This window comes from Pseudescherichia sp. (assembly GCF_031987975.1).
Lineage (GTDB): Bacteria > Pseudomonadota > Gammaproteobacteria > Enterobacterales > Enterobacteriaceae > Pseudescherichia.
The window spans coordinates 158,776-185,129 of record NZ_DALZYX010000009.1; the positions used below are offsets into that span (position 1 = coordinate 158,776).

Below are 26,354 nucleotides of genomic sequence, written 5' to 3' on the forward strand. Positions count from 1 at the left end.
GCGTTTTCCCCGGTGGCGCTCGCGCTTACCGGGGCTACGATTACGCTTTGGGTTTATTAACCCACCAGATCCCCGAGCAGACCAGCACCAGCGCAATGGCGTATTTCATCTCAAGGATGTTCTCCCCCAGGAAGATCGCTGACAGCACCGTGCCCGCTACCGGGATCACAAAGTTAAACGGCGCAATCATGCTGACGCGGTTGTACTTGAGCAGGACGCTCCACAGAGCGAAGGCAATGGATGAGAGCAGCGTAAGATAGCCGAGGAGCACCGCCGCCGTCACGCTATGGACCACCAGCGTGCCGCCGGTCAGATAGCCGCCGAGCACCAGTACCCCGCCGCCAAACGCCAGCTGCCACCCGGTCATCACCGTCGGGTCAACGGTTTGCGAGATGCGTTTGCCATACAGCATCGAGGCGGAGAGAATAAACGCCGCCAGCACCACAAAGCCGTCCCCCATCATGCTAAAGCTGAAATCCAGCAGCGAGTGATTGAAGTTCACCAGCATCACCCCGGTAAAGCCCAGCACGCAGCCGATGCTCTTGTTATAGCTTAGCCTGTCATTTTTATAGATCAGGTGGGCCAGCAGCACGCTGAAAAAGGTGCCTGTGGCGTTCATGATCGAGCCTTTTACCCCAGTGGTAAAGGCGAGGCCGATATAGAAAAAAATGTACTGAATTGAGGTTTGCGTCAGGCCCAGAATCGCTAGCTGACCATACTGGCGTGGGCTGAGCCGGGCGATAGGTTTACGCTGCGCCATCGCGAACAACAGCAGCAAAAGTCCGGCAAACAGAAAGCGATAGCCAGCAAAGACGATCTTCGAGGGGATATCGTCGGTGGCAATAGCAAAGAGTTCATAGCCGCTCTTGATTGCGGGATAGGAGCTGCCCCAGAGTAGACAGCAGAGCGTAGCCCCGGCGTAGGCGACGTTTCTACGGGCAAAAACCGGTACTGAAGAGACTGTTTCCATTTCCTCACCAAAATTAAAATCGTGTTTTGATTTATTATCAGTGAAGGGGGAAGGAATTGATACCTGGCACCGTTGGGAGTGTCGGCGGGGTCGCAAAAAGCAAAACGCCTGCACAAGGCAGGCGTTTCGGTGTCATCTCAAACGAGAGTCGCAGATTACTCAGCAACCACGTTGATGATAACTTTAGCAAACACTTCGCTGTGAACCTGGAAGTCCACTTCGTGCTCACCGGTAGTACGCAGAACGCCGTTCGGCAGACGAACTTCGCTCTTAGCTACGTCAACGCCAGCTGCAGTTACAGCGTCAGCGATGTCGCGAGTACCGATGGAACCGAACAGTTTACCTTCGTCGCCAGCTTTAGACGCGATGGTAACGGTGCCCAGTGCGTTGATTTTCTCAGCGCGAGCTTCTGCAGCGTTCTGAACGTCAGCCAGTTTAGCTTCCAGTTCAGCACGGCGTGCTTCGAAGAATTCAACGTTTTTCTTGGTAGCAGGAACAGCTTTGCCCTGCGGTACCAGGAAGTTACGAGCGTAGCCCGCTTTAACGTTAACCTGGTCGCCCAGGCTACCGAGGTTTGCTACTTTATCAAGCAGAATAACTTGCATTACCTTATCCTCTCAAAGTCGTATTAATGGACCGTGCCCGATTACTGATGACGATCAGTGTACGGCAGCAGGGACAGGTAGCGAGCGCGTTTGATAGCGCGAGCCAGCTGACGCTGGTATTTTGCACGGGTACCGGTGATACGGCTTGGGACAATCTTACCGCTTTCGGTGATGTAGTTTTTCAGCGTTGCGATATCTTTATAGTCGATCTCTTGAACGCCTTCCGCGGTGAAACGGCAGAACTTGCGACGACGGAAATAACGTGCCATTTGGCTAGTCTCCAGAATCTATCAATTCAATCTGCTCGGCATGCAGAACCAGTTTGCTCAGGCCATTCTTTGCCTTATGGCAGCTAATGAACCCCTGCACGGTAACTGCGCTACCGACCGTTATACTGTGAGTAATGGCCTGGTTCTCTTGCCCGCTGATTATTACAGGCATTTGACACCACGCCTGCCGGTGAAAACCGGCCTCCTCCTGCACAGAACGATGCTCAAGCACGAACTGGCAATGAGGTATTCCTGATGGGCTGACCTTGCGAAGGGGCATCCTGCACACGGTGCCGGACAACACCAGACGGTTGGTCATCAGAAATTACTCTTCAGAATCCCCAGCATCTTCAGCATCTGCGGTTTCGTTAGCGAAATCATCGCGACGCTCACGGCGCTCGTCTTTCGCTTTAACCATCGGAGATGCTTCAGTAACAGCGTTTTTGGTACGCATAACCATGCTGCGGATAACGGCATCGTTGAAGCGGAAGTTAGTTTCCAGCTCATCGATCGCTTCCTGCGGCGCTTCAACGTTCAGCAGAACGTAGTGTGCTTTGTGCAGTTTGTTGATCGGATAAGCCAGCTGACGGCGGCCCCAGTCTTCCAGACGGTGGATCGTGCCTTCTGCTGCAGTGATAGCACCAGTGTAACGCTCGATCATGCCCGGAACCTGTTCGCTCTGGTCAGGATGGACCATAAAAACGATTTCGTAATGACGCATCGAATTGCTCCTTACGGATTATTCAGCCTCCTGTCAGGGTCAGCCGCGGCCCATGGAAGCAAGGAACGTTTTTGAAAGGCGGCTGAAAAATTGACGCGTAATCATACTTGCGAAGCCAGACGAACTCAAGGTGATTGCACAAATAATTCGCACAAAGCGTGAAGTGCACTTTTTCGGCAGGTCTAAGCTTGCTCAATCAGCCTTGCAGTAAATTTTTGTACAACTGCAGCAGAAACGATCGCGGTGAGTTTTCCCGCCAGTGAGTACACTTTATAGAAGCCCGAACGCGAGTGAGGAGCGGCTCCTCTACGATCGCGCATCAGAGAGCTGTTGATGAGTGAGTTGGGGTGCAACATGATGAAAATATTGACCATTCCACTACTGACGACGTTGCTTCTGGGCACCAGCGCAACGGCGGCTATTCATGTCGATCCGCATCCGGAACGCAATATGGATGACGTGATGAGCTTAGGCGTAGTATATATAAACCACAATCACGCCACTGACAGTGAAGCTGGCCAGCCCCCAACGCAAGAGAGTGAGGCACACGCTGCAAAGTACTAATACCGAATACCGCTCCACGACGCTGAGTCGTATTCCGCGGGGCGTCTGGGTTCTCGGCGGCGTTAGCCTGCTTATGGATGTTTCATCAGAGATGATCCACAGCCTGCTGCCGCTGTTTATGGCCACCACCCTCGGCGCCAGCGTTATTATTATTGGCCTCATCGAGGGTCTGGCCGAAGCCACCGCCCTGATTATTAAAGTCTTCTCTGGCGTGCTCAGCGACTACCTTGGCAAACGCAAGGGGCTGGCCATGCTCGGCTACGGCCTTGGTGCATTAAGCAAGCCGCTCTTCGCCCTCGCAGGCTCCTCAGGCATGGTGCTCACCGCGCGGATGATCGACCGCGTCGGCAAAGGCATTCGCGGCGCACCGCGGGATGCGCTGGTGGCCGACGTCACACCGCCTGAGATCCGTGGCGCGGCTTACGGGCTACGTCAGTCGCTGGATACCGTTGGCGCGTTTCTCGGGCCGCTGCTGGCGGTGGCTCTGATGTTTGTCTGGCACAACGACTTTCAGGCTATCTTCTGGGTGGCCGTTATTCCGGGCGTCATGTCCATCGCCCTGCTCTGGTTTGGCCTGCGCGAACCCAAAAACCCTGTAGCCCATAAACGGACCAACCCGCTGCGCCGGGAAAGCCTAAAGAAGCTCAGCGCTGCCTACTGGTGGGTAGTAGGCTTAGGAGCCATCTTTACCCTGGCCCGCTTTAGCGAGGCGTTTCTTGTTCTGCGTGCCAATCAGATGGGAATCCCGCTTTTCGCCATCCCGCTGGTGATGGTCGCCATGAACCTGGTCTACAGCCTGACGGCCTATCCGTTTGGCAAGCTGTCTGACCGCATGAGCCATAGCGGCCTGTTACAAGCCGGACTGCTGGTGCTGATCGCCGCAGACATCGCTCTAGCGCTCAGCCAGCACTGGGGCACGCTGCTGATCGGCGTTGGTCTGTGGGGGATCCATATGGGCATGACCCAGGGCCTGCTGGCTGCCATGATCGCCCACACCGCCCCGCCAGAGCTGCGTGGCACCGCCTTCGGCATGTTCAATCTGATTAGCGGCATCGCGATGCTGCTGGCCAGCACCGGCGCGGGTATCCTGTGGGAGACGCTGGGTGCCGCTTCGACCTTCTACGCAGGAGCGATTATCTGCGTGATTACGCTGCTGGGTATGCGGCTTACCCCTGCGGCATACCAGCAGCGTTAAGCACGTTTACTTCTGTCCGTAATAGGCGTGGGAACCGTGCTTGCGCATAAAGTGTTTAGCCATGAGGTAATCATCAATGGGCTTCAGGTCCGGATTGATGCCGCGCGCGATCCACGCCATTCGCGCCACCTCTTCCATCACCACCGCATTGTGTACCGCATCATGCGCATTCTTGCCCCAGGCAAAAGGTCCGTGCTGGTAGACCACCACGCCCGGCGTATGCAGCGGCTCGCGCTCCTTCAGCGTTTCGATGATGACCCTACCGGTGTTTAGCTCGTATTCGCCCTGCACCTCCTCCTCGGTTAGCGCCCGCGTGCAGGGTATATCGCCGAGGAAGTAATCTGCATGGGTCGTGCCCAGCGCCGGGATAGCCAGCCCGGCCTGCGCCCAGGCGGTTGCGTGCGTTGAGTGGGTATGCACCACGCCACCGAGGGAGGGATAGCGCCGATAGAGCGCCAGATGGGTGGCGGTATCGGAAGAGGGCCGCAGTTTACCCTCCACCACCTGCCCCTGCATATCCACTATTACGATGTCGTCCACCGTCATCGCCTCATAGCTCACGCCGCTGGGCTTGATAGCCACCAGCCCGCGTACCCTGTCGATGGCGCTAACGTTGCCCCAGGTAAAGGTCACCAGACCGTGGCGGGGCAGATCCAGATTGGCCGCAAAAACCTGCTGTTTAAGCTGCTGCATGGGTATCCTCCACTAGTCCGGCCCGTGCCATGCGCTCGCACACCCACGCCCGCGCCTTCGCCACCTCCTGCAGCGGATCGGCCGCCGTCTCGCTCCACATTTCGATCAGGTAAGGCCCGCAGTAGCCGCTCTCTTTCAGCGTGCGGAAGCAGCGTTCGAAATCCACTACGCCGGTGCCAAAAGGAACGTTTTTGAATACGCCAGGACGGGTATCCTTCACGTGCACCGCCACGATATGTCCGCTGCCTGCCCGCAGCTCCATCTGCACGTCGTTGTCCCACGCAGAAAGGTTGCCGATATCGGGATAGAGCTGAAACCACGGATTATTCAGGTAGTGGGTATAGCCGAGGGCTTTGCTGATAGAGTTCATCAGCGGATAGTCCATGATCTCCATCGCCAGCGTCACCTGCGCACGGCTGGCCATCTCCACGCTCTCCTTCAGCCCATCACGGAAACGGCGGCGCGTCTCGTCGTTGGCCTGCTGATAGTAGACGTCATAGCCAGCCAGCTGGATCACGCGGATGCCGACGTCCTGCGCCAGCTGAATAGCGCGACGCATGATCTCCAGCCCCTCGGCTCGCACCGCGTCATCTTCACTGCCCAGCGGAAAGCGACGGTGGGCACTCAGGCACATAGAGGGAACCCGCACCCCGGTTTCAGCAACCGCTTTTACCAGCGCCAGACGCTGCTCTTGGCTCCAGCTAAGCCGGGCCAGCCGGACGTCAGTTTCGTCGATCGACATCTCAACAAAATCAAACCCCAGCGTTTTCGCAAGATTAAGGCGCTCATACCAGCACTCCCCGGCGGGGAGCGCTTTTTCATAGATGCCAAGCGGCACGGTTTTCGACAGCATAGCCGCTCCTTAACCCCACAGCTGGGCGATTGAGCGTTTAAACTGCCGCGCGGCCTGCACCGGATCGGCAGCATCACGAATGCTACGACCGGCGATAAACACATGGATCGGAATGCCTTTAAACAGCGGCAGATCCTCCAGTGCCAGCCCACCGGTGACGGTGACCTTAAAGCCCATCTCCGCCAGACGTTTGATCGCGCTGATATCTGCCTCGCTCCAGGCGACGCCCGCCGCCTGCGCATCGCGGCTGCGGTGGTAGACCACCTGCTGAATGCCCGCTTCCCGCCACGCCTGCGCCTGTTCCCACGTCCAGAAGCCGGTCAGCTCGATTTGTACGTCGCCGTTAAACTCCCGGGCGACGTCGAGCGCCCCTTTGGCGGTGTTGATATCTGCGCAGCAGATCACGGTGACCCAGTCGGCGTTGGCCTCAAAGCACATGCGCGAGAGGATCTTCCCGGCATCGGCAATCTTGGCGTCGGCCAGCACGATTTTATGCGGATAGAGCGCCTTGAGATCGCGCACCGCGCGTACCCCTTCCCCTACGCAGAGGATGGTCCCCACCTCAATAATGTCCACCTCTTCGGCGATCAGCCGCGTAGTGGCGTAGGCATCGGCAAGGGTCTGGTTATCCAGTGCAACCTGTAACATCGGTAATGACATCATCGTCTTCCTTTTAAACAGCCGCCGCAGTGGCGTTATCAATTAAATCAAGGACCTCCTGCTCGCTACGGCAGGCGCGGAGGCGATCAAAGTTAGCTTCATCTTCAAACAGGTTAACGATCTGCATAATGCCGACCTCCTGATGGGTGTGGGCATCTACCGCCGCCAGGGTGATGAGGATATCGACCGGATCGTTATCGTCATGGTTGAACGCCAGCGGCGTCTTAAGCGTCACCAGCGCAAAACCGGTTTTTTTGACGCCCTCCTCCGGGCGGCCATGAGGCATCGCCAGCCCCGGCGCGAGCACAAAGTAGGGACCAAACTTTTCGACGCCGTCGAGAATGGCCTGGTAGTAGCGCGGCTCCACCACGTCGGCGTCCACCAGCAGATCGACGCCAATTTTCACGGCCTCCTGCCAGCTCCCGGCCTCCGCCTGCAGGCGAATGGAGTGGTTTTGCGCCAGCGAATCACGTAGTTTCATGACTTATCCTTGCTTCATATCCTGGGGAAAGTGTGCCTGGATCACCTCCAGCAGCTTCGGGCCAAAGTCGGCCGCCGAGAGCATGTTGCGCACGCCCACTACGTATTTGTTGCCTGTCACCGTGATTTCGCTGGCGACATGGGTTGAGGCGATGATGATATCCGCGCCATTCAGCTCGCTCTTATACTCACCGACGGCGCAGCTGTTAACGGTATGGGCGATCCCCTGCTGGGTGAGGAACTGATCGACCTTCATTTTCATAATCATTGAGCTGCCTTGCCCGCAGCCACACACTGCCAGAATACGTACGGTCATAACTTCACTCCTTTTACTGGGCAGAACGCTCTGCCAGCTCGTTTTCCGCGTCCTCTTCCGCACGCAGCGTGCGTCCGGCGAAGACCATATAGATCAGTGCAATCAGGATGATGACGCCCATAAACCACAGCCCCAGCGTCATGCCCTGCATCATCGGCGGGGCCAGAATCGACCAGTCCGCCATCCCCATCCAGGCGCTCATGCCGGTGAGCTTGATAGCCCAGACGCAGCCAAAGATCTCAATCATCCCCATCACCAGGCAGATCTTGAGCGCGGCGCGCCAGCCGCCGAAGTGGTTGGCAAACACGCCGATGGTGGCGTTGGAGAAGAACATGGGAATAAAGCCGGGAATGATGAGGATCGAGGAGCCGCAGGCGATAAGAATACCCACCGCCAGCAGCTGGCCCACCGTGCCCCACATGAAGCCCCACACCACGGCGTTAGGGGCAAAGCTATAGATAGCCGCGCAGTCGATAGCCAGCACCGCGCCGGGGATCAGCCGCTGGGAGATGCCGTTAAAGGCTTCTGACAGCTCGGCGACGAACATGCGCACGCCCTGTACGATGATGAAAATGGCTACCGCGAACTGGAAGCCGGTTTGCAGGATATAGATAGTCCAGTGAGTTTTACCCGCCATCGCCTGCACGGTATCGAGTCCGAAAGAGATAAGGATTGCGCCGAAGAAAACCGTCATCACAATCGCCGTCGAGACGATATTGTCATGAAAGATATTCAGCCAGCCGGGAAGGTTTAGTTCCTCCACGCTCTCCTCTTTTTTACCGAGGTAAGGCGCAAGCTTGTAAGCAATCCAGGAGGCAAACTGCTGCTGGTGGCCGATTGAGAAGCCGCTATTTTCAGTCACCTCCTGGGTAGGCTTGAACATCATGTTGGAGGTGATCCCCCAGTAGAGCGACACCAGCACAGCGGTACAGATAATGGTGGTCCACATCGGATAGCCGAGGATATAGAAGAACACCGCGATTAGCCCCGCCTGCTGGAACATGATGTGGCCGGTGAGCATGATGGTGCGAATGCCGGTAACGCGCCGTAACAGGACGTAAATAATATTCAACGCCAGCGCCAGCAGCACCGCATAGCCTACCCAGCTATAGGCATCCCCCATCCGGTCGATGGTTGCCATCATTGAGGCATAGGTATCAGAGATGGCGCCGTTGATGCCGTATACCTCTGACATTTTAGCCACGACCGGCTTAAAGGTGCTGGTGAGGATCCCGGATCCGGCCTGTAGCAGCATAAAACCAATGATCGTTTTGATCGTACCCTTAACGATAACGCTCACGCTTTTACGCAGCAGGATATACCCCAGGCACGTCACAATACCCAGCAGCAGCGGCGCGTTGGTCATGACCTGGTTAAAGAACACGGTAAAGAGGGTGTAGAGGGTCTCCATAACGCTCTCCAGAGAGTGGATGCGCCGGATCTTTGCAGCCCGGCACGGGATGTGCTCACTACTCTACCCATCAAAAATAATCACAAAAAGATTGAATATGATTATTTGTGATGCGCCGCGCAATTTATTTCCCTACGTTACATACGGTAATATATGTATGTGATTAATACATATTAATATCAAATAGTTAAATAAATACCAATGCGTTTAAATCAAGGTGATGTCCATAACAGCATTCCCTAATGCATTTTTAAAGCCGCATTTTCTCGTTGCATTGCTGATAAAACGGTGACAGCATAAATCAAAAGAAATCACAAAATGATTTATAATGACTACACGTAAGGAGTAGCGCGATGAGTAAAGTGGAAACCATTACCCGTGAATCCTGGATCCTGAATACCTTTCCAGAATGGGGAAGCTGGCTGAATGAGGAGATTGCACAGGAGCGTGTGGCCCCAGGCACCTTTGCCATGTGGTGGCTGGGCTGTACGGGGATCTGGCTCAAAACCGAAGGGAGCACCAACATCTGCATCGATCTCTGGTGCGGCACGGGTAAGCAGAGCCACGGCAACCCGCTGATGAAAACCGGCCACCAGATGCAGCGCATGGCAGGCGTGAAAAAACTGCAGCCCAACCTGCGTACCACGCCGTTTGTGCTCGATCCTTTTGCTATCCGCCAGATCGACGCTGTGTTGGCCACCCACGATCATAACGATCATATCGACGTTAACGTCGCCGCCGCCGTGATGCAGAACTGCGCCAGCGATGTGCCCTTTATCGGGCCGCAGACCTGCGTCGATCTGTGGGTCGGCTGGGGCGTGCCACGCGAGCGCTGCATCGTGGTGAAACCGGGTGACGTAGTAAAGGTAAAAGATATCGAGATCCATGCCCTGGACGCTTTCGACCGCACGGCGCTCATCACCCTGCCAGCGGATCAAAAAGCCGCGGGCGTGCTGCCAGACGGAATGGATCTGCGCGCCGTAAACTACCTGTTTAAGACACCGGGCGGCTCCCTGTACCACAGCGGCGACTCCCACTACTCGAACTACTATGCGAAGCACGGCAATGAGCATCAGATAGATGTGGCGCTGGGATCCTACGGTGAGAACCCGCGCGGCATTACCGATAAGATGACCAGCGCCGATATCCTGCGCATGGCGGAGGCGCTAAACACCAAAGTAGTGATCCCCTTCCATCACGATATCTGGTCAAACTTCCAGGCCGATCCGCAGGAGATCCGCGTCCTGTGGGAGATGAAAAAAGATCGCCTGAAGTACGGCTTTAAGCCCTTTATCTGGCAGCCGGGGGGCAAGTTCACCTGGCCGCTGGACAAGGACAATCTGGAATACCATTTTCCACGCGGGTTTGATGACTGCTTTACCTGTGAGCCGGACCTACCGTTTAAATCTTTCCTGTAACATGCAGAGAGTGCCGGCCACGCCCGGCACTTTTTAACTCAAAGCTTAGTAATCCACGGCTATTTCAAATAGTATCGTAAAGAATCATGTTTAATCGGAATAGCTCATGACAGAAGCGCAACGACACCAAATTTTACTCGATCAGCTAGCACAGACTGGTTTTGTGACCGTTGAGCAGGTTATCGATCGGCTTGGCGTCTCTCCAGCTACGGCACGTCGCGACATCACCAAGCTTGACGAGAGCGGCAGGCTGAAAAAGGTGCGCAACGGTGCAGAAGCTATCAGCCAACAGCGGCCACGCTGGTCGCCGATGAATATTCACCAGGCGCAGCATCTGGATGAGAAGGTGCGTATTGCCAAAGCGGCCGCGCTGCTGGTTAACGCGGGCGAAAGCGTGGTGATCAACTGCGGCTCCACGGCGTTTTTGCTGGGGCGGGAGATGTGCGGCAGGCCGGTGCAGATCATTACTAACTATCTGCCGCTGGCGAACTACCTGATCGAGCAGGAGCACGAGAGCGTGGTGATTATGGGCGGGCAGTACAACAAGAGTCAGTCCATTACGCTTAGCCCGCAGGGCAGCGAAAACAGCCTCTATGCCGGACACTGGATGTTTACCAGCGGCATCGGCCTGACCGCCGACGGTCTCTATAAAACCGACATGCTAACGGCAATGGCCGAGCAGAAGATGCTTAACGTTGTTGGCAAGCTGGTGGTGCTGGTGGACAGCAGTAAGATCGGCGAGCGCGCCGGAATGCTCTTTAGCCGCGCTGACCAGATCGATATTGTCATCACCGGCAAGCAGGCCAGCCCAGAGGTGGTTAAGCAGCTTGAGGCCCAGGGCGTGAAGGTAATGTGCGTTTAAAGATGCGCTCTGAAAAAATCTACCGCTGCCTCCAACGCCGCCGGGGTGATGCGATGGCGGACCCCCGCCTCCCAGCGGCAGGTGAGATGCCGATCCCGATCTGCATCCTGTAGCGCCCGGTGCAGGCGGCGCGATTCCTCAGCGGGTACCACGTCATCCTCTTCACCGTGCCACAGCAGCAGCGGGCGGGAAGCAAGCTGGGCCAGATGCCCTTCTACGTCCCACTCCACCAACGGCGCGATAATGCCGTTAAGCTCGTCGGCCGTCTCTGCTTGCGGCGGGAACAGCGTGCGGGCGAGCGAGGTAAAGTAGCCCGATCCCATCAGGCTAGCGACGCAGACCAGCTCCGGGTGATGCGTCATCAGGCCAAGCGCCGTCATACCGCCCATCGACGCGCCGCCTACTGCCAGACGCCCCTCTGCAACCCAGCCCTCGTCCACCAGCGCATCCCGCAGCGTCGGAAATTCATGGAAGTTGCTCTGTAAGATCTGCCAGAACTGGCCCAGCCGCGCCTGCTCATCACCGTTAAAGCGCGCCCCGTGGTCGCGGGCGTCGGGCATCACTACCCGAAACCCCACCTGCGCCAGCGCCACGGCGAAGTAGCTGTAGACCAGCTTTGAGGAACCAAAGCCGTGATAAAAGACCACGGTAGGTAGAGGTACGGCAAGCTTTCCCGCAGGCGTCGCGTGCAGGATCTCACTGCCTGCCAGCTGGCGCGTTTCAAGTTCAATCATGGCTCTCTCCTGATAAAGTCTTTGGTATGCCACGTCCTCATGCTCTACGCAAGCCGCCGCGCGTATAATAAAACAGTGAGAAGTACATTACGCTTTCGCATTATTTACAGCTGAAAATAACGCGAGAGCTAACAAAATGGGAACATTCTCCATAAGGTTATTAATAGAGGCACTACACTATGGCTATCAGGAAAATGGCTATCGACAAACGAGAAAAAGCGATGCATCGAATCACACCTCTTTTTCTGGCGCTGATCCTTAGCGGTTGTAGCATGCTGCAGGGTACGCCGCATCCCGCGCCACCGGTCAGTGACCAGCCGCAGGAGATCAGCCGCAACCAGACGTCGGGTCTGCAGAAGATGGAAACCATTAGCGTGATGGTGCGTGGCTCGCCAATGGACGTCGAGTCAGAGATCAAAGACAAAGCGGCGGCGGCAAAGGCTGACTACTATCTCATCCTTCTGGATGACGAGACGATCGTTCCTGGCCAGCGATATGGACAGGCTATTTTGTATCGTCAGTAATGGCGCATTGTTTTTTAAAGGATATTTACACTGCTTTGCGTCCGTAGACTTTTTCCCGCTTAAAATCATTCAGGGTCGGTCAGGAATAGGTAAAAGGAGCGGATTTATGAAACGATCTCTTGCTTTAACGTCACTGCTGCTCTCCGTCGGTCTGGTGAGCACCACCGCACAGTCTGCAGAGTTTGCCAGCGCCGATTGCGTGACTGGCCTGAATGAGATTGGCCTTATTTCTGTGAGCAACGTCTCTGGCAGCGTACAGGACGTAGAGCGAGCCATTGCCCTGAAAGCCGACGAACAGGGTGCCTCCTGGTATCGCATCATTAAAATGGATGAGGTACAGAGCGCCAATAGCTGGCAGGCGCAGGCGATCCTCTACGCCTGAGACTATCCGGCGCTGATGACATCTGCTATGCCCCCTAAAAACGGTGGCTATTCTTTTTGTTGCGTTTTAATTACCATATTGTGAGTGTGCCAATACATTTTAGTAACATTTAGTTACAAATGTCTGCTAAATGTTAGCGCATAACTGCCGTTGAACGAGCCACACTTCTCGGGCAACGGACACTCTATGAACGCTCTTATTCAACGTGCTGGGTTAGGCACAAAGCTTTCGTTGCTGACGGGCATCAGCGTCGCAGCACTTTTCCTGCTGTTTACCTCTCTGATGAGTCACAAGGCAAGCCAGCAGCTTGAAGCCCTGGCTATTGAAGATCTGCATAGTCAGGCTACCGGTGTGGCCGATATGGTCGAAATGTTTAGCAGTAGCCTCAGCGACGAGGTTGAACGCTACACCCGCCAGTTCAGCACCTTTATTCCCCAGCCGATCGTCCTCGACGGCACGCAAACCCGTACCATCAACAGCCTTACCGTTCCCCTGCTAAAAGGCGGCGAGACGGAGCTGCATGAAAATAACGCTATCCCGGACGACTTCTTCCAGCGCACCGGGTCGATTGCGACCCTGTTTGTACGCAACGGCGATAGCTTTGTACGCGTGGCGACCTCCCTGCGCAAAGAGAACGGCGAGCGGGCTATCGGTACCCAGCTGGACAGCGCCAGCCCGGCGCTGGCTCCCGTGCTGCATGGGGATATCTACCGCGGTCTTGCGCAACTGTTTGGCAAACGCTACATCACCCAGTACCAGCCGGTGAAGGACGCCAGCGGTAAAACCATTGCCATTCTGTTCGTGGGCGTCGATATCACCCGCTCCTGGGACATCATGCGTGACAAGATCCTCCAGCGTCGCCTGGGCGAAAGCGGACACTTCTTCGTGTTGAACCGCAACGCCGGTAAAAATTACGGCACCTGGCTGTTCCACGCCAGCGAAGAAGGGCAGCGTCCGCAATGGGGTGAAGAGGCTGAACAGCAGCTGTTGACCCTGGCCTCCGGCACGCTGGAGCGTAAGAGTAAGGATGGCCGCACGATGCTGGTCTCCTGGACAGCACTGCCCGGCTGGAACTGGACGATTGTCGGTGAAGTGGATAAGGCCGTGCTGCTGCAGGATGTTACGCGTCTGCGTAACCAGTTCTTGATTGCCGGGGTGCTGGTTTCCCTGCTCTTTGCCGCGCTGTTTGTCATCATCACCCGCCGCTGGCTGACGCGCCCGCTGCGCGAGGTGACGGCTCTGGCGCAGACCTATGCTTCCGGGGATCTGCGCGCCTCTCTGACCTCGACGCGTCAGGATGAGGTGGGCCAGCTGATCCACGCGATTAACGGCATCGGCAATGGCCTGCAGAACATGGTGCAGCAGGTTCGCGAGGCGGCGGGCGATATTCACTTCGCCACCAACGCGCTGGCGGCAGACAGCAGTGAAATCAGCGATCAGATCAACAAACAGGCGAGCAGCGTGGAGGAGACCTCAGCCAGCATGGAGCAGCTTGCCGCTACCGTGCAGCAAAACGCCGCCAGCATGGAGCAGACGCAGCACCTGGTAAATGAAACCTCGCAGGCGGTGCAAAGCGGCGGGCAGACGGTGGGACGTGCGGTAGCCACGATGAGTGATATCCGCAGCGCCTCCCAGCGCATCGCGGATATTACCCAGGTGATTGAATCCATTGCCTTCCAGACCAATATTCTCGCCCTTAACGCAGCCGTTGAGGCCGCCCGCGCTGGCGAGCATGGTAAGGGTTTTGCCGTAGTAGCCCAGGAAGTTCGCGCCCTTGCAGCCCGCAGCGCCAACGCCGTAAAAGAGATTGAAGCGCTGATCGACGATACCCTGCAGAAGGTCACCGAAGGGCACACTCTCTCTGAGCAGACGCGTCAGGCCATGACGTCGATCATCGACCACATGGACAATATCAACCAGCTGGTGACAGAGATTAATCACGCCTCCCGCGAACAGTCGGCAGGGATTAATCAGGTGAACCTGGCGATGACCCACATTGGTGATGCCACGCACGTCAACGCCGAGCGCGTATCCCGCAGCGAAGAGACGGCACAGACCCTGCGGGAAAAGGGCGCGCACCTGAAGCAGTTGGTCAGCCTGTTCCGCCTTTAACCCACCCCACCCGTGGCGCGCAGCAGCAGGTCGTTTTGTATCTGAGCGCTAAGCAGCGAGCCGCCGCGGGTATCCAGCATGGTTTGACACCAGGCCTGGGCGATGGGCGGTGACGCATAGCGCAGCATCTGCGACCCGGCGGCCAGCAGGTAGAGCTGCTGGGTAATCTCCCGGGCCTGCGCCTCCTGCGGCCGGTGCATCCGCTGCTGCAGCCGTCGCCAGGCGCGATCGAAATGGCGATCCTGGCCTTTTACCTCACCAAAGATTTCGCTCAGTAGCTCCATCGCGCCGAGCTGCTTGCCCAGCACCCGCATGACGTCCAGGCACATAATATTGCCCGACCCCTCCCAGATGCTGTTAACCGGCATCTCCCGGTAGAGGCGCGGCAGCTCGTTATCCTCACAGTAGCCCGTGCCGCCTAGCACCTCCATCGCTTCGGCAACGAAGGGGATCCCCGCCTTGCACACTGCAAACTTCGCCACCGGGGTAAACAGGCGCGCCCACAGCGTCTCCTGGACGCTCTCCCGGCTCTCCCACGCCCGCGCCAGGCGGAAAAGAAATGCCGTCTGCCCCTCTAGCTGCAGCGCCATGCGAGAGAGCACGTCGCGCATCAGGGGCTGATCGACCAGGTGCTTGCCAAACGCCTGCCGCTGATGAGCATGGTAGAGCGCGACGGAGAAGGCCCGGCGCATCAGGCCGTGGCTGCCCAGAGCGCAGTCGAGGCGCGTCAGACCGCCCATCTTCAGGATCTGCCGGATGCCGTCTCCCTCCTCCCCCAGCAGCCAGCCGGTGGCGTCTAAAAACTCCACTTCGCTGCTGGCGTTGGAGCGGTTGCCGAGCTTATCTTTCAGGCGTTCAAGTCGCAGGGCGTTGCGCGTGCCGTCGGGCAGAAAGCGCGGCACGAAGAAGCAGGAGAGACCACCCTTCGCCTGGGCCAGCACCAGGTGGGCATCGCTCTGCGGCACGGAGAAAAACCACTTGTGACCCACCAGCCGGTAGGCCTCACCGCTGCCTTTACGCGTCAGCGGCTCTGCCCGGGTGGTGTTGCTGAGCACGTCCGAGCCGCCCTGCTTCTCCGTCATCCCCATGCCGATCAGTAGGCCGCGCTTCTGCCCGCCTGGGACCAGATGGGCGTCGTAGCGATCGCTCAGCAGTGGTTTGAGCCAGTCCTGAAAAATCGTGGGTAGCGCCTGCTGGAGCAGCGGCGTGGCGGCAAAGGTCATGGTGATCGGGCAAAGGGTGCCTGCCTCGACCTGGGCATGGAGTACAAAGCGCGCCGCGCGGGCGACAAAGGATCCGGCGCGGGCCTCCTCTTCCCAGGCGAGGTTGTGAACGCGGTTGGCGCACAGCCCCTGCATCAGCAGATGCCACGCCGGATGAAAGCGCACGTCGTCAAGCCGCTCGCCGGTGGGATCGTAGCGCAGCAGCTCCGGCGGATTGGCGTTCGCCAGCCGACCCAGCTCCAGCGACTCCGCCGTGCCAAGCTGCTGCCCAATACTCGCCAGCAGCTCCGCATCCCAGCTGGCCCCTTCCCGGGCAACGGCGTCACGCAGCGAGGCATCAGAAAGAAAAAGGTTGCTGTTGTTGAGCGGAATAGGCTGATTGAAAACGGTGTGGGTTTGCCAGCGCATACTCTCTCCCCCTGTTCAATGGCAGTGCCACTCAGTATGCACAGAGAGAAATTTTCGACCGCAGCCGGGGTCACAAAAAACCACCCCATGGGGTGGTTAAGTAACAGTGAAGCTTAACCGCGCTGGCGAACCGCTTCGAACAGGCAGATACCCGTTGCGACGGAGACGTTCAGAGAGGAGACGCTGCCCGCCATCGGGATGCTGATCAGCTCATCACAGTGCTCGCGGGTCAGGCGGCGCATGCCTTCGCCCTCTGCGCCCATCACCAGCGCCATCGGACCGGTCATTTTGCTCTGGAACAGGGTGTGATCCGCCTCGCCCGCCGTGCCGACGATCCAGATGTTCTCTTCCTGTAACAGACGCATGGTACGCGCCAGGTTGGTCACGCGGATCAGCGGCACGTTCTCTGCTGCGCCGCTGGCGACTTTTTTCGCGGTGGCGTTCAGCTGGGCCGAGCGGTCTTTCGGGACGATCACCGCATGGACGCCAGCGGCGTCGGCGCTGCGCAGGCAGGCCCCAAGGTTATGCGGATCGGTCACGCCGTCGAGGATCAGGAAGAAAGGACGATCGAGGCTGGCGATCAGATCCGGCAGATCGTTCTCCTGATACTGACGTCCCGGTTTCACCCGTGCAATGATCCCCTGGTGCACCGCGCCTTCGCTTTTTTCATCCATAAACTGGCGGCTCGCCACCTGGATAGTCACGCCCTGGGCTTCCAGGGCATGGATCAGCGGCATCAGACGTTTATCTTCACGTCCTTTCAGAATATAAACGTCCTGAAAACGCTCCGGGGCGCGTTCCAGCAGTGCCTGCACCGCGTGGATGCCATAAATCATTTCACTCATGAAGGGTACTCGGTCGAGGTTAAAAGGGTCTGTCCGGCCCATTATACCCCACGACGCCCCCCAGCGTCCCTTCCCGTTACGCCCTCATCTTCACCAACGCACTCTTTTCCGGCGGATGGGCGGGCAGAATGGCGTCCAGCAGGTAGCGGGTATACTCGTGCTGCGGGCGGGCGAAGAGATCCAGACACGGTCCCTCCTCCACGATCCGCCCCTGGTACATCACACCCACCCGATCGGCAATGTGGCGCACGACGTTGAGATCGTGAGAGATAAACAGGTAGGCCAGGCCATACTCGCGTTGCAGATCCATCAGCAGGTTGAGGATCTGCGACTGAATAGAGACATCCAGAGCCGATACCGGCTCGTCGCAGATAATCAGCTTTGGCCGCAGGATCAGCGCCCGGGCAATGCCGATGCGCTGGCGCTGGCCGCCAGAAAACTCATGGGGATAGCGCCCGGCGTCATGCGCCCTCAATCCCACCTGCACCAGCATAGTGGCGACCGCCTTTTTGCGCAGCGCCGCATCCTTCTCTCCGTGAATGATCAGCGGCTCCTCAATGGAGTAGCCCACCGTGCGTTTGGGATCCAGCGTCGAGAGCGGATCCTGAAAAATCATCTGGATCGATCTGCGCATCTCCCGCCACTGGCGGGGGTTAAGATCGCGCAGCGAATGCCCGGCAAACTCTACCCGCCCGCCGGAGGCCGGGGTTAAGCCCAGAATCGCGCGTCCGGTGGTGCTTTTACCGCTGCCGGACTCACCCACCAGGGCGTAGGTCTCTCCGGCGTTGAGGGTAAAGCTTACGTCCTGCACCGCCTGGACGGTGTGCCCGCGACGGGAAAAGGTTTTCGACAGATGCGCTACGGTTAACAGTGGCTGATTCATGGATTGACTCCTGTCTCTTCTGCCCGCCAGCAGCGCACCTGATGCGTGCGGCTGTCGATAGCGCGCAGCGCGGGCGGCTGGCTGCGGCAGGTCTCTGTCGCCAGCGGGCAGCGATCGGCAAAGGTACAGCCCACCGGCAGGGCGTTAAGGGGCGGCACGCTGCCGCGGATCTCCGCCAGCCGGGTTTTCGGGGCGCGATCCTGCGACGGTCGCGCGGCCAGCAGCGCCTGGGTATAGGGGTGACGCGGTCGATGGAACAGCGTGCTGACGTCGCACTCCTCCACTACCTGTCCGGCGTAGAGCACCACCACCCGCTGGCACAGCTGTGCCACAACGCTGAGATCGTGGGTGATAATCACGATCCCCATCGCCGACTGCTGCTTGATCTCCTCCAGCAGACGCAGAATTTGCGCCTGGATAGTGGCATCGAGGGCAGTGGTCGGCTCATCGGCAATCAGCAGCGAGGGCGCGCTGGAGATAGCAATGGCGATCATCACCCGCTGGCGCATGCCGCCGGACAGCTCGTGGGGATAGGCGTTCGCGCAGCGCGCCGGATCGGCGATCCCCACCTGTGCCAGCAGGCTAAGGATCTTCTCGCGCCGCGCGGAACGATCCAGTGACGTGTGAAGCTTCAGGCTTTCGTCGATTTGAAAACCAATGGTAAATACCGGGTTCAGGCTGGAGAGCGGATCCTGAAAGATCATCGCCATGTCGCGGCCGCAGCGCTGGCGTTTCGCCCTCGCTGAGAGCGTGTCCAGCCGCGCGCCGTTGAGGCTCACCTCGCCGTCGGTGCGGCTGGTGCGCGGAGAGAGCAGCCCCATCAGCGCCTGGGCGGTCACGCTTTTACCGCAGCCGGACTCGCCGATAATGCCCAGCGTCTCCTGCTGATGAAGCGTAAAGGAGACCCCGCGCACCGGGGAGACCACGCCCTGCGGCGTGGCAAAGTTGACCCGCAGATTATTCACGCTAAGCAATGGCGGTGGTTTAACCATGCTGCTCCCCCTTTTTCAGCAGGCGCAGCACGCGCCCGGGCAGCGGCCTGAGGCCCGGCTCGGCGCTGTCGCGCAGATCGTCACCCACAATATTCAGGGCCAGAATCAGTAGCACGATGGCGATGCCCGGGAAGAAGGTCATCCACCATGCCGTGAAGATCACCGCTTTGCCCTCCAGCAGCAGGTTGCCGAGGCTCGGCGTCGGGGCAGGCACGCCGGAGCCGAGAAAGCTCAGCGCCGCCTCGGTCAGGATGGCCACCGAAAAGACCCACGTCACCTGCACAATCAGCGGGGAGATGACGTTGGGCAGCAGATGCAGCCAGACGATGCGCCCCGACGTCGCCCCCTGGGCGCGCAGCGCTTCGATAAAGTTTTTCTCTTTCACCACCATTGCCGCGCCGCGGATCACGCGGGCGATGGACGGGACGTAGACCAGCGACAGGGCCAGCACCACGTTCGCCACGTTGGGACCAAGCACGCCGACGATGGCAATCGCCAGCAGCAGCGACGGGAAAGCAAACAGGCCGTCGCAGACGCGCATCAGGATACGGTCCAGCGGCCGGTACCAGGCGCATAGCAGACCGATAACCATGCCGACAGCCCCGGCAATCAGCGCCACCGCCGCGCCGACGCTCAGCGAGACGCGCACCGCCAGCGCCACACGCACGAAGAGATCCCGGCCAAAGTTATCCGTACCGAACCAGTGCGCAGCGCTGGGCGCTTTCAGGCGGCTCAGGGGATCGATGCTGTAGGCATCCCACGGGCTAAACAGGCTGCCGCAGAACGAGAGCAGCACAATAGCGGCCAGCACGCCGCACCACAGCAGCAGCTTACGATTCTTCATGAGCTTTCCCCTCCCTCGACGGACAGACGCGGATCGACCACATAGCTCAGCACGTCCACCGCCAGGTTAATCAGCACATAGCAGACGGTGATCAGCAGCACGACGCCCTGGATCACGGTGAAGTCACGCCGCTCAATGGAGTCGACGATCAGCGAGCCGACGCCGGGAATACCAAACACGCTCTCAATAACGATGGTCCCGGTCACCAGCGAGGCGAAGGACTCGCCGCAGATGGTCAGGATCGGGATCAGGGCGTTCTTCAGGGTATGGCGCAGCAGCACCGTGCGTTCCGGCACCCCTTTCGCCCGGGCGGTGTTGATGAAGTTCTCCTGCAACACGTCGAGCATCACGGCGCGGGTCATACGGGAGATCAGCGCCGCAATGCGAAACCCCAGCGCGATGGCGGGCAACGTCAGATACCAGACGTTTTGCAGCCAGTCGTCATTGGTGGAGCGATAGCCCACCACCGGAAACCAGCGCAGCTGCACGGCGAAAAAGAAGATCAGAAACAGGCCGAGCAGAAAGCCCGGCACCGACATGCCAAAGGTCGCCAGGGCGCGGATCGCCCGATCGGCAAAGCGTCCGTGCTGCCAGGCGCTGATGACTCCGCTCGCCAGGCCGAGCACCAGCGCAATGGCCTGGGCATAGAGAGCCAGCGCCAGCGTCGGGGCCAGATGCTGCAAAAACAGCCCGCTAACGCTGGCGTTGAGAAACAGCGAGTGGCCCAGATCGCCAGAGAGCACCGCGCCGAACCAACGAACAAACTGCACCAGCAGCGGCCTGTCGAGACCCATCTGCTGGCGCAGGGCGGCGATATCCTGCGGGCTGGCGTCGTTGCCAAGGATCACCATCACCGGATCGCCCGGCGCGAGGTGCACCAGGCAGAAGACCACCAGCGAGACGACAAACAGCACCGGCAGCAGCGCCATGATCCGGTGAAACAGAAACCACTTCATCGGCTGTTACTCCATTCAGGGCTGGCTGACGGTGACGTTCCACAGTACCGGACCAATCAGGTCGTGATACCCCTTAACGTTTTTCTTGATGGCAATCGGCTCCGGGGTGGTATGACCCAGCACAATTACCGGCAGATACTGCCAGCTCAGCACGTTGAGCTTGTCCACTAACGGCCTGGCCTCTTTCAGTGACGGGGCCTGCTTGATCGCATCCAGCACGCCGTCAATCTCCGGGCTGTTGCTCAGCCCCGGGAATTTGGCCCGCGAGTCGAGGAACGGATACTGGTGCAGCACCTGACGCATCGAGAACTCCAGCGCGCAGAGATCGAAGTTTTTCGGATCCTGGCGGCGCTGCAGTACGGTCGGCCAGTCGTAGACGTCGAGGCGCGACTTAACGCCAATCTGCTTGAGCACCTGCTGGGCGACAATCGCCAGATTGTACAGCTCGGCATACTCTTTGGTGGCGATAATCACCACCTCTTCGCCGTTATAGCCGGAATCCTTCACCAGCTGGCGAGCTTCGTCGAGCTTATGCTGGTTCCAGAACGGCTTACCCGCGTCGCTGTACCAGTCGACCTGGTTAGGGAAGCCCAGGGAGGGATCCTCCTTGAAGAAGCGCGGATCGCTGTAGCCTGCCAGCAGCGTCTGATGAACGTCGAGGGCAAGGTTGAATGCCTGGCGCAGCTTAACGTTGGCAAAGGGCCCCTGCTGCTTGTTGAAGAGATAGGTGATCAGCGATCCGCCGCTCTCCGGCTGGGCCAGGGAGAGGTCCGGGGCACTGCTCAGGGCGTCGATATTGTCCTTCGGCAGGTTAAAGACGATGTCGTACTCACCGGTCATCGCCCCCGCCAGCCGGGTTGACTCATCGGTAATGTAGCGGAACCAGATATCCTTCACGTTGGCCTGCTTCTGCCCGGAGAGGCCGCTGGCTGACTCGCTGCGGGCGCTATAGCCGTCGTAGCGGGTCAGGCGCAGGTACTCGCCCTGCTTAAACTCCGCCAGCTTATAGGGACCGGTACCGATCAGCTCGCTGACCGGTTTTTTGCTGCTGTTCGCTTCGTCGATGAGGCGCTTAGGCATGATCGCCGCGATGTTCTTCACGTCGGCCAGCACGTTAAGCGTAATTAGCGACGGCTCGGGAAGGACGAGGCGCACGGTCTTATCGTCGACCTTGCTAAAGATCGCGCCGGGGAGGTTAGCTTTCCCCTGGGTGGAGACCGCCAGCCAGCGGCTCATTGAGGCAACCACGTCATCTGCCGTCAGCGGTTGCCCGTCATGGAAGCGGACCCCGTCCCGCAGCACAAAGGTGTAGGTTTTGCGATCGTCGCTCAGGGTGTACGACGCCACCAGGTCCGGCACCGGCTCAAACTTATCGTTGATGGTAAACAGCTCCTCAAAGATGTGGCGATCCACATCCGAGGTGGCGTTGTTGGTGGTTAAGTAAGGATCCAGCGTACCGGGCCGGTTGCCATAGGCGATATTCAGCGTGGCGCTGCGGTTCACGGCTTCAGCCAGCGCGCTTCCCCAGGGTAAAGAGGCCGCCAGCAATAGTGCGGCGGCAGAGAACACTTTTTTCATTCAGCGGCGGCTCCGGTCAGGGTTCTGTCAGCGTGTGGGGTAGTTTTACGTCCGGCGAACTCATTTTTTGCCTCTTGCAACAGCGTCGGCTCGGTCAGCAGGCGCAGACCCGCGTTAGCCAGCACCAGCGCGCCGGTGACCAGCGCTTCGTAGCCCTGCTCGGAATTGGCTGCTTCGCGGAAGGCGACGGTGTGACCGATCAGATCGTCCGGGCCAATCTTGATCGACGGGTGTGCAGTAGGCACGGCGTGGCTGATATCGCCTACGTCGGTGGAGCCTTTGCCCTCTTTCTGCCGCAGATCGACCTGCTCACCCACGGCGGTAAACTCTTCGAGGAAGAGGTTGTTCAGCGTGTGGTTGATATTAAAGTCGCGCGGACCTACCTGGTGCTCGATTCTTACCGTGGTGCCGGTAGCGATGGCAACGCCCTCCGCAATGGCGCGGAGGCGTGGCTCCAGGGCTTCTACCGCCTCGCGGGTTTCAGCCCGGATGTAGTAGTGCGCGGAGGCGTACTCTGGGATCACGTTCGGGGCCTGGCCGCCGTTAGTGATGATGCCGTGCACGCGGACACCATCAGGCAGCTGCTGACGCAGCACGCTGATGCCGTTATAGAGCAGCACCAGCGCATCCAGCGCGTTAACCCCTTTGTGCGGCGAGCTGCCCGCATGGGAAGGCTTGCCGTAGAAGTGGAAATAGAGGTGGTTGTTGGCTAAGAACGGTCCGGTCAGCTGCGTTTTGCCACCGGGATGGACCATCATCGCCGCATCAACATCCTTCAGGAAACCGTGCTCAACGAAGCGGGCCTTGACGTTGCCGTTTGGCCCACCCTTGCCGCGCAGGCCGCCCTCTTCGGCAGGGGTGCCTAGCACCACTACTTTCCCGCCGGTCTGATCAAGAGTTTCGCTCAGGGCGATAGCTGCGGCGATGCTGGTCACGCCAATAATGTTATGCCCGCAGGCATGGCCGATATCGATCAGGGCATCGTACTCCGCCAGGTAGGCAATAGTCGGGCCTGGTTTGCCGCTCTCTTTCACCGCGTAGAATGCCGTTTCGTGTCCGGCCACGTTCGAGGTGACATCGAAACCATTTTTCGCCAGCAGCGTCGTCAGCAGGCCGTTAGCATAGTACTCGTTGTTCCCGGTCTCCGGGTGGGCATGAATATCTTTCGAGATCGCAATATATTCGTCGCGGTGTTGGTGAATACTCTGTTCCAGCCGGGTTTTTAATTCGCTAATGCTCATTGCTTCCACCTTGTGTTGATGACAGTCGATTCATTCCCGACACCGGGAACCACGGATTAACTAAAAATGGCGCTTTGCCTCCTGGCGGACGCGGTGCAGAACGTGCTGCTTGATCTCGCCATACAGCGGGTGTGCCGCCAGATTTTCAATATCGCGCTCGCGGCCAAACGGCAGGGTTACCTCTTCGACGATTTTCCCCGGCTTGGCCGACATGATCAGGATGCGGTCGGCGAGGAAGAGCGCCTCCTCCACATCGTGGGTGACGAAGAGCAGCGTGGTCTCGGTAGCCAGCCAGGCGTTGCGCAGCAGCTCCTGCATCATCAGGCGCGTCTGGGCATCAAGTGCACCAAACGGCTCGTCGAGCAGCAGCACTTCTGGGCCGGGCAGCCAGGCGCGAGCCAGCGCCACGCGCTGCTTCATACCGCCGGAGAGCTGCCAGGGAGCGTGGTTCTCGAACCCCCTTAGTCCAACGCGTGCCAGCCACTCCCGCGCCTGAGCGTTGACCTCGTCGCGGTTATGCTTATTAAGGCGCGGGCCAAAGGTGACGTTATCCAGCACCGACAGCCACGGAAACAGGTTCGGTTGCTGGAAGATCATTCCCCGCGACGGGCCGGGCTGGCGCACCGGTTCCCCGCCACAGAGCACGCGCCCGCTGTCGGGCTGGTTAAAGCCTGCCACCAGGTTAAGGATGGTGGATTTGCCGCAGCCCGACGGCCCCAGCAGCACCACAAACTCCCCCTTCTGCAGGGCAAGGGAGATATCGTCCAGTACGGTAAAAGGGTGCGGTTTTGCCGCAAACTGGAGAGAGACGTTCTCCAGCGCAATCTGTACAGCCATTATTCTTTCCCCGCCCAAGGCACAAACAGGCGTTGCAGGCCTAAAAGAAGGAGATCCAGCAGATAGCCAATCCCGCCGAGCAACAGAATGCCCAGCATCACAATATCGGTGCGCAGGTAGGAGCTGGCGTTGATCACCATCCAGCCGAGACCTGAGCTGGCGGCCACCATCTCCGCCGCGATGAGCGAGGTCCAGCCGATGCCAATCGACAGCCTGACGGTGGTAAACAGCTCCGGTAGCGCGTCCGGCAGCACCACGCGCAGAAAGATCTGCCTCTTAGTTGCGCCCAGCGTCTGGGCGACGCGGATGCGTGACCGGCCGATGCGCTCAACCGCCGCGCTGGCCCCCACCACCACGCTCAGGAAGGTAGCGATGAAGATCAGGAAGAACTTTGAGGCTTCACCGATGCCAAGCCATACCACCGCCAGCGGGATCAGGGCAATCTTCGGCAGCGGGCGCAGGAACTGAACGAAGGGGTTCAGCACCGCCGACAGGCCGTTGGAGAGACCCATCAGCAGCCCGAGCGGGATACCAATCACAATCGCCACGGCGAAGGCGCTCAGCGCCCTGGCCAGGCTCACCATCACGTGCTCCCAGAGCGGCACCTGACGGTAGCCGTCCGCCAGCAGCTCTTCCGTGGTTAAACCGATATCGGTTAACGACGGCAGCAGAAGCGGATCCACCCACTGCCGGGTGGCCGCCACCTGCCAAATCACAAAAAAGATCGCCACCGATGCAACGCTGATGGCGATGTGCTGACTCAATCTCATTGCGTTGCTACCGCCGCTTTACGAATGTACTCAGAGTTGATTGCCGTATCCCAGTTGGCCGGGATATCACGCTTGCGGATCTCGCCAATGCCGGCGAGGAAGCTGGAGGTTTTGCTCAGCGCCTTGCCGATCCCGCTGTCGGTAGTCTGGGTGCCGTTGCCCAGCCAGGCTGCGGTGCCCTGCTCGGCCAGGGTGGGGTACTCCAGGCCGCCAAGGGTGTTAGCTGCGGTCGTTACCGGTGCGCCCACCTCTTTTGCTACGATGGCTGCCGCACGCTCAGGATCCTTCTTGAACTCGTTGACCTTCTCCTGATGCACGCGCAGGAAGGCGCTGACGGTTTCTGGATACTGCTCGGCGAAGGCTTTACGCACCACGTAGTTGTTGTAGATCAGGTAGCCATCTTTCTGCAGATCCTTGGTGGCAAAGACCTGATGGCCGCCGGAGGACTCCAGCTCCTGGGCAAACGGTGCCCAGACGTAGCCTGCGTCAATATCGCCCCGCTTCCACGCGGCGACCATCTCAGCCGGGCGCAGCGGCAGCAGGGTAATTTTGCTGCGGTCGAGTTTATTCACGCTAATCGCCGCCTCCAGCGCGTACTGCGCGGTAGAGTTTGGCGGATAGGCCACGCGTTTCCCTTCGATATCCTTAATATTAGTAATGCCGTCTTTGCCAATTAGGCGCTCGTAGCTGGCAATCACGCCGGAGACGCCAATAATCTCTACGGGTAATTTACGCACCACGCCCGCGGTAGCCGGACTGGATCCAAAATTAGCAATATCGATGGCGTTGCTGGCGAAATAGCTCAGCGCATCCGCACCGGAAGCAAACTGCACCCATTTCACTTTGCTGTTTAACGCTTTATCCAGCGAGCCGTCGGCTTTCGCCAGCATTAATACCTGTGAACCGCCGCTATAGGCGACACGCACCTCCTCCGGTGAGGCGGCCCAGGTCATATTTGTCCACAAGCTACCCGCTGCCAGTAATAAGCAGAGACTTTTTTTCATTTTA

General features: G+C 58.8%; 30 protein-coding genes. 7 read left to right on the forward strand and 23 right to left on the reverse strand.

What is annotated here, in order from left to right:
- Positions 1 to 40: 40 nt before the first annotated feature.
- From RTN40_RS17035 to rpsF, 5 genes are all read right to left on the reverse strand, one after another.
- Complete coding sequence (locus tag RTN40_RS17035) at positions 41 to 970, reverse strand: DMT family transporter (RefSeq protein WP_312229506.1); 930 nt, start codon at positions 968 to 970, stop codon at positions 41 to 43.
- 155 nt (positions 971 to 1,125) lie between these two features.
- Positions 1,126 to 1,575, reverse strand: a complete 450-nt coding sequence (rplI, locus tag RTN40_RS17040; RefSeq protein WP_238081777.1) for a 50S ribosomal protein L9 — start codon at positions 1,573 to 1,575, stop codon at positions 1,126 to 1,128.
- Between the two features lie 41 nt (positions 1,576 to 1,616).
- The gene (gene rpsR / locus RTN40_RS17045; protein WP_000135199.1) at positions 1,617 to 1,844 is read right to left on the reverse strand and encodes a 30S ribosomal protein S18; all 228 of its coding nucleotides are present in this window, start codon (positions 1,842 to 1,844) and stop codon (positions 1,617 to 1,619) included.
- 4 nt (positions 1,845 to 1,848) lie between these two features.
- Positions 1,849 to 2,163, reverse strand: coding sequence for a primosomal replication protein N (gene priB / locus RTN40_RS17050; protein ID WP_042388482.1), 315 nt, complete (start codon positions 2,161 to 2,163; stop codon positions 1,849 to 1,851).
- Positions 2,164 to 2,169: 6 nt separating this feature from the next.
- Positions 2,170 to 2,565: a 30S ribosomal protein S6 gene (rpsF, locus tag RTN40_RS17055; protein ID WP_042388484.1), complete on the reverse strand. Its 396-nt coding sequence runs from the start codon at positions 2,563 to 2,565 to the stop codon at positions 2,170 to 2,172.
- Positions 2,566 to 2,919: 354 nt separating this feature from the next.
- On the opposite strand from rpsF, the gene RTN40_RS17060 reads away from it, so the two are divergent.
- Together RTN40_RS17060 and RTN40_RS17065 are read left to right on the forward strand one after the other, a co-directional pair.
- Entirely contained in the window at positions 2,920 to 3,129 is a 210-nt protein-coding gene (locus tag RTN40_RS17060; protein WP_312229507.1) for a hypothetical protein, read from the forward strand.
- Positions 3,104 to 4,324 (forward strand): MFS transporter, encoded by a 1,221-nt coding sequence (locus RTN40_RS17065; RefSeq protein WP_409418536.1) that lies wholly within the window; start codon positions 3,104 to 3,106, stop codon positions 4,322 to 4,324. Before RTN40_RS17060 ends, RTN40_RS17065 begins: the two co-directional genes overlap by 26 nt.
- 6 nt (positions 4,325 to 4,330) lie before the next feature.
- Here the strand turns inward: RTN40_RS17065 and RTN40_RS17070 are convergent, their stop codons facing one another.
- From RTN40_RS17070 to ulaA, 6 genes are read right to left on the reverse strand one after another with little or no spacing between them, the layout of a single operon-like run.
- Positions 4,331 to 5,017 (reverse strand): L-ribulose-5-phosphate 4-epimerase, encoded by a 687-nt coding sequence (locus tag RTN40_RS17070; RefSeq protein WP_312229508.1) that lies wholly within the window; start codon positions 5,015 to 5,017, stop codon positions 4,331 to 4,333.
- On the reverse strand, positions 5,004 to 5,870 hold the full coding sequence (locus RTN40_RS17075; RefSeq protein ID WP_312229509.1) for an L-ribulose-5-phosphate 3-epimerase: 867 nt from the start codon (positions 5,868 to 5,870) through the stop codon (positions 5,004 to 5,006). The genes RTN40_RS17070 and RTN40_RS17075 overlap by 14 nt, the downstream gene beginning before the upstream one ends.
- Before the next feature lie 9 nt (positions 5,871 to 5,879).
- The gene (locus tag RTN40_RS17080; protein WP_312229545.1) at positions 5,880 to 6,530 is read right to left on the reverse strand and encodes a 3-keto-L-gulonate-6-phosphate decarboxylase UlaD; all 651 of its coding nucleotides are present in this window, start codon (positions 6,528 to 6,530) and stop codon (positions 5,880 to 5,882) included.
- Positions 6,531 to 6,543: 13 nt separating this feature from the next.
- Positions 6,544 to 7,011 carry a PTS ascorbate transporter subunit IIA gene (gene ulaC, locus RTN40_RS17085; protein WP_312229510.1) on the reverse strand — a complete coding sequence of 156 codons (468 nt, stop codon included), beginning with the start codon at positions 7,009 to 7,011 and terminating at the stop codon, positions 6,544 to 6,546.
- A gap of 3 nt (positions 7,012 to 7,014) precedes the next feature.
- The gene (gene ulaB / locus RTN40_RS17090) at positions 7,015 to 7,326 is read right to left on the reverse strand and encodes a PTS ascorbate transporter subunit IIB (RefSeq protein ID WP_312229511.1); all 312 of its coding nucleotides are present in this window, start codon (positions 7,324 to 7,326) and stop codon (positions 7,015 to 7,017) included.
- 13 nt (positions 7,327 to 7,339) lie between these two features.
- Positions 7,340 to 8,737, reverse strand: coding sequence for a PTS ascorbate transporter subunit IIC (gene ulaA, locus RTN40_RS17095; RefSeq protein ID WP_312229512.1), 1,398 nt, complete (start codon positions 8,735 to 8,737; stop codon positions 7,340 to 7,342).
- Positions 8,738 to 9,090: 353 nt separating this feature from the next.
- Between ulaA and ulaG the strand changes: the two genes are divergently transcribed.
- Together ulaG and ulaR are read left to right on the forward strand one after the other, a co-directional pair.
- Positions 9,091 to 10,155 carry an L-ascorbate 6-phosphate lactonase gene (ulaG, locus tag RTN40_RS17100; protein WP_312229513.1) on the forward strand — a complete coding sequence of 355 codons (1,065 nt, stop codon included), beginning with the start codon at positions 9,091 to 9,093 and terminating at the stop codon, positions 10,153 to 10,155.
- Between the two features lie 106 nt (positions 10,156 to 10,261).
- Positions 10,262 to 11,017: an HTH-type transcriptional regulator UlaR gene (gene ulaR / locus RTN40_RS17105; RefSeq protein WP_312229514.1), complete on the forward strand. Its 756-nt coding sequence runs from the start codon at positions 10,262 to 10,264 to the stop codon at positions 11,015 to 11,017.
- Here the strand turns inward: ulaR and yjfP are convergent.
- Positions 11,014 to 11,751 carry an esterase gene (yjfP, locus tag RTN40_RS17110; protein WP_312229515.1) on the reverse strand — a complete coding sequence of 246 codons (738 nt, stop codon included), beginning with the start codon at positions 11,749 to 11,751 and terminating at the stop codon, positions 11,014 to 11,016. The two genes, ulaR and yjfP, sit on opposite strands and share 4 nt — an antisense overlap.
- Positions 11,752 to 11,945: 194 nt before the next feature.
- On the opposite strand from yjfP, the gene bsmA reads away from it, so the two are divergent.
- The 3 genes from bsmA (at position 11,946) to RTN40_RS17125 (ending at position 14,769) form a co-directional block, all read left to right on the forward strand.
- Positions 11,946 to 12,275: a biofilm peroxide resistance protein BsmA gene (bsmA, locus tag RTN40_RS17115; protein ID WP_312229546.1), complete on the forward strand. Its 330-nt coding sequence runs from the start codon at positions 11,946 to 11,948 to the stop codon at positions 12,273 to 12,275.
- A gap of 106 nt (positions 12,276 to 12,381) precedes the next feature.
- Positions 12,382 to 12,657 carry a DUF1471 family protease activator YjfN gene (gene yjfN / locus RTN40_RS17120; RefSeq protein ID WP_042388511.1) on the forward strand — a complete coding sequence of 92 codons (276 nt, stop codon included), beginning with the start codon at positions 12,382 to 12,384 and terminating at the stop codon, positions 12,655 to 12,657.
- A 186-nt stretch (positions 12,658 to 12,843) separates the two neighbouring features.
- Positions 12,844 to 14,769, forward strand: coding sequence for a Cache 3/Cache 2 fusion domain-containing protein (locus tag RTN40_RS17125; RefSeq protein WP_312229516.1), 1,926 nt, complete (start codon positions 12,844 to 12,846; stop codon positions 14,767 to 14,769).
- Here RTN40_RS17125 and RTN40_RS17130 read toward each other — a convergent pair.
- The 11 genes from RTN40_RS17130 to RTN40_RS17180 all read right to left on the reverse strand — a co-directional run bounded on the left by RTN40_RS17130 (position 14,766) and on the right by RTN40_RS17180 (position 26,350).
- A complete protein-coding gene (locus RTN40_RS17130; RefSeq protein ID WP_312229517.1) occupies positions 14,766 to 16,400 on the reverse strand; it encodes an isovaleryl-CoA dehydrogenase in 1,635 nt (544 codons plus the stop codon). The two genes, RTN40_RS17125 and RTN40_RS17130, sit on opposite strands and share 4 nt — an antisense overlap.
- A gap of 113 nt (positions 16,401 to 16,513) precedes the next feature.
- Positions 16,514 to 17,236, reverse strand: coding sequence for a 23S rRNA (guanosine(2251)-2'-O)-methyltransferase RlmB (gene rlmB, locus RTN40_RS17135; protein WP_268109384.1), 723 nt, complete (start codon positions 17,234 to 17,236; stop codon positions 16,514 to 16,516).
- Between the two features lie 85 nt (positions 17,237 to 17,321).
- Positions 17,322 to 18,128, reverse strand: a complete 807-nt coding sequence (locus RTN40_RS17140) for an ATP-binding cassette domain-containing protein (RefSeq protein WP_312229518.1) — start codon at positions 18,126 to 18,128, stop codon at positions 17,322 to 17,324.
- Positions 18,125 to 19,120, reverse strand: a complete 996-nt coding sequence (locus RTN40_RS17145; protein ID WP_312229519.1) for an ABC transporter ATP-binding protein — start codon at positions 19,118 to 19,120, stop codon at positions 18,125 to 18,127. Before RTN40_RS17145 ends, RTN40_RS17140 begins: the two co-directional genes overlap by 4 nt.
- Positions 19,113 to 19,964: an ABC transporter permease gene (locus RTN40_RS17150; protein ID WP_312229520.1), complete on the reverse strand. Its 852-nt coding sequence runs from the start codon at positions 19,962 to 19,964 to the stop codon at positions 19,113 to 19,115. The genes RTN40_RS17145 and RTN40_RS17150 overlap by 8 nt, the downstream gene beginning before the upstream one ends.
- Complete coding sequence (locus RTN40_RS17155; protein WP_312229521.1) at positions 19,961 to 20,920, reverse strand: ABC transporter permease; 960 nt, start codon at positions 20,918 to 20,920, stop codon at positions 19,961 to 19,963. Before RTN40_RS17155 ends, RTN40_RS17150 begins: the two co-directional genes overlap by 4 nt.
- 15 nt (positions 20,921 to 20,935) lie before the next feature.
- Positions 20,936 to 22,498 carry an ABC transporter substrate-binding protein gene (locus tag RTN40_RS17160; protein WP_312229522.1) on the reverse strand — a complete coding sequence of 521 codons (1,563 nt, stop codon included), beginning with the start codon at positions 22,496 to 22,498 and terminating at the stop codon, positions 20,936 to 20,938.
- Positions 22,495 to 23,739 carry a M20 family metallopeptidase gene (locus RTN40_RS17165; protein WP_312229523.1) on the reverse strand — a complete coding sequence of 415 codons (1,245 nt, stop codon included), beginning with the start codon at positions 23,737 to 23,739 and terminating at the stop codon, positions 22,495 to 22,497. Before RTN40_RS17165 ends, RTN40_RS17160 begins: the two co-directional genes overlap by 4 nt.
- 60 nt (positions 23,740 to 23,799) lie before the next feature.
- On the reverse strand, positions 23,800 to 24,576 hold the full coding sequence (locus RTN40_RS17170; protein WP_312229524.1) for an ABC transporter ATP-binding protein: 777 nt from the start codon (positions 24,574 to 24,576) through the stop codon (positions 23,800 to 23,802).
- Positions 24,576 to 25,346, reverse strand: a complete 771-nt coding sequence (locus RTN40_RS17175; RefSeq protein WP_312229525.1) for an ABC transporter permease — start codon at positions 25,344 to 25,346, stop codon at positions 24,576 to 24,578. Before RTN40_RS17175 ends, RTN40_RS17170 begins: the two co-directional genes overlap by 1 nt.
- Positions 25,343 to 26,350 carry a glycine betaine ABC transporter substrate-binding protein gene (locus RTN40_RS17180; RefSeq protein ID WP_312229526.1) on the reverse strand — a complete coding sequence of 336 codons (1,008 nt, stop codon included), beginning with the start codon at positions 26,348 to 26,350 and terminating at the stop codon, positions 25,343 to 25,345. Before RTN40_RS17180 ends, RTN40_RS17175 begins: the two co-directional genes overlap by 4 nt.
- Positions 26,351 to 26,354: the final 4 nt, after the last annotated feature.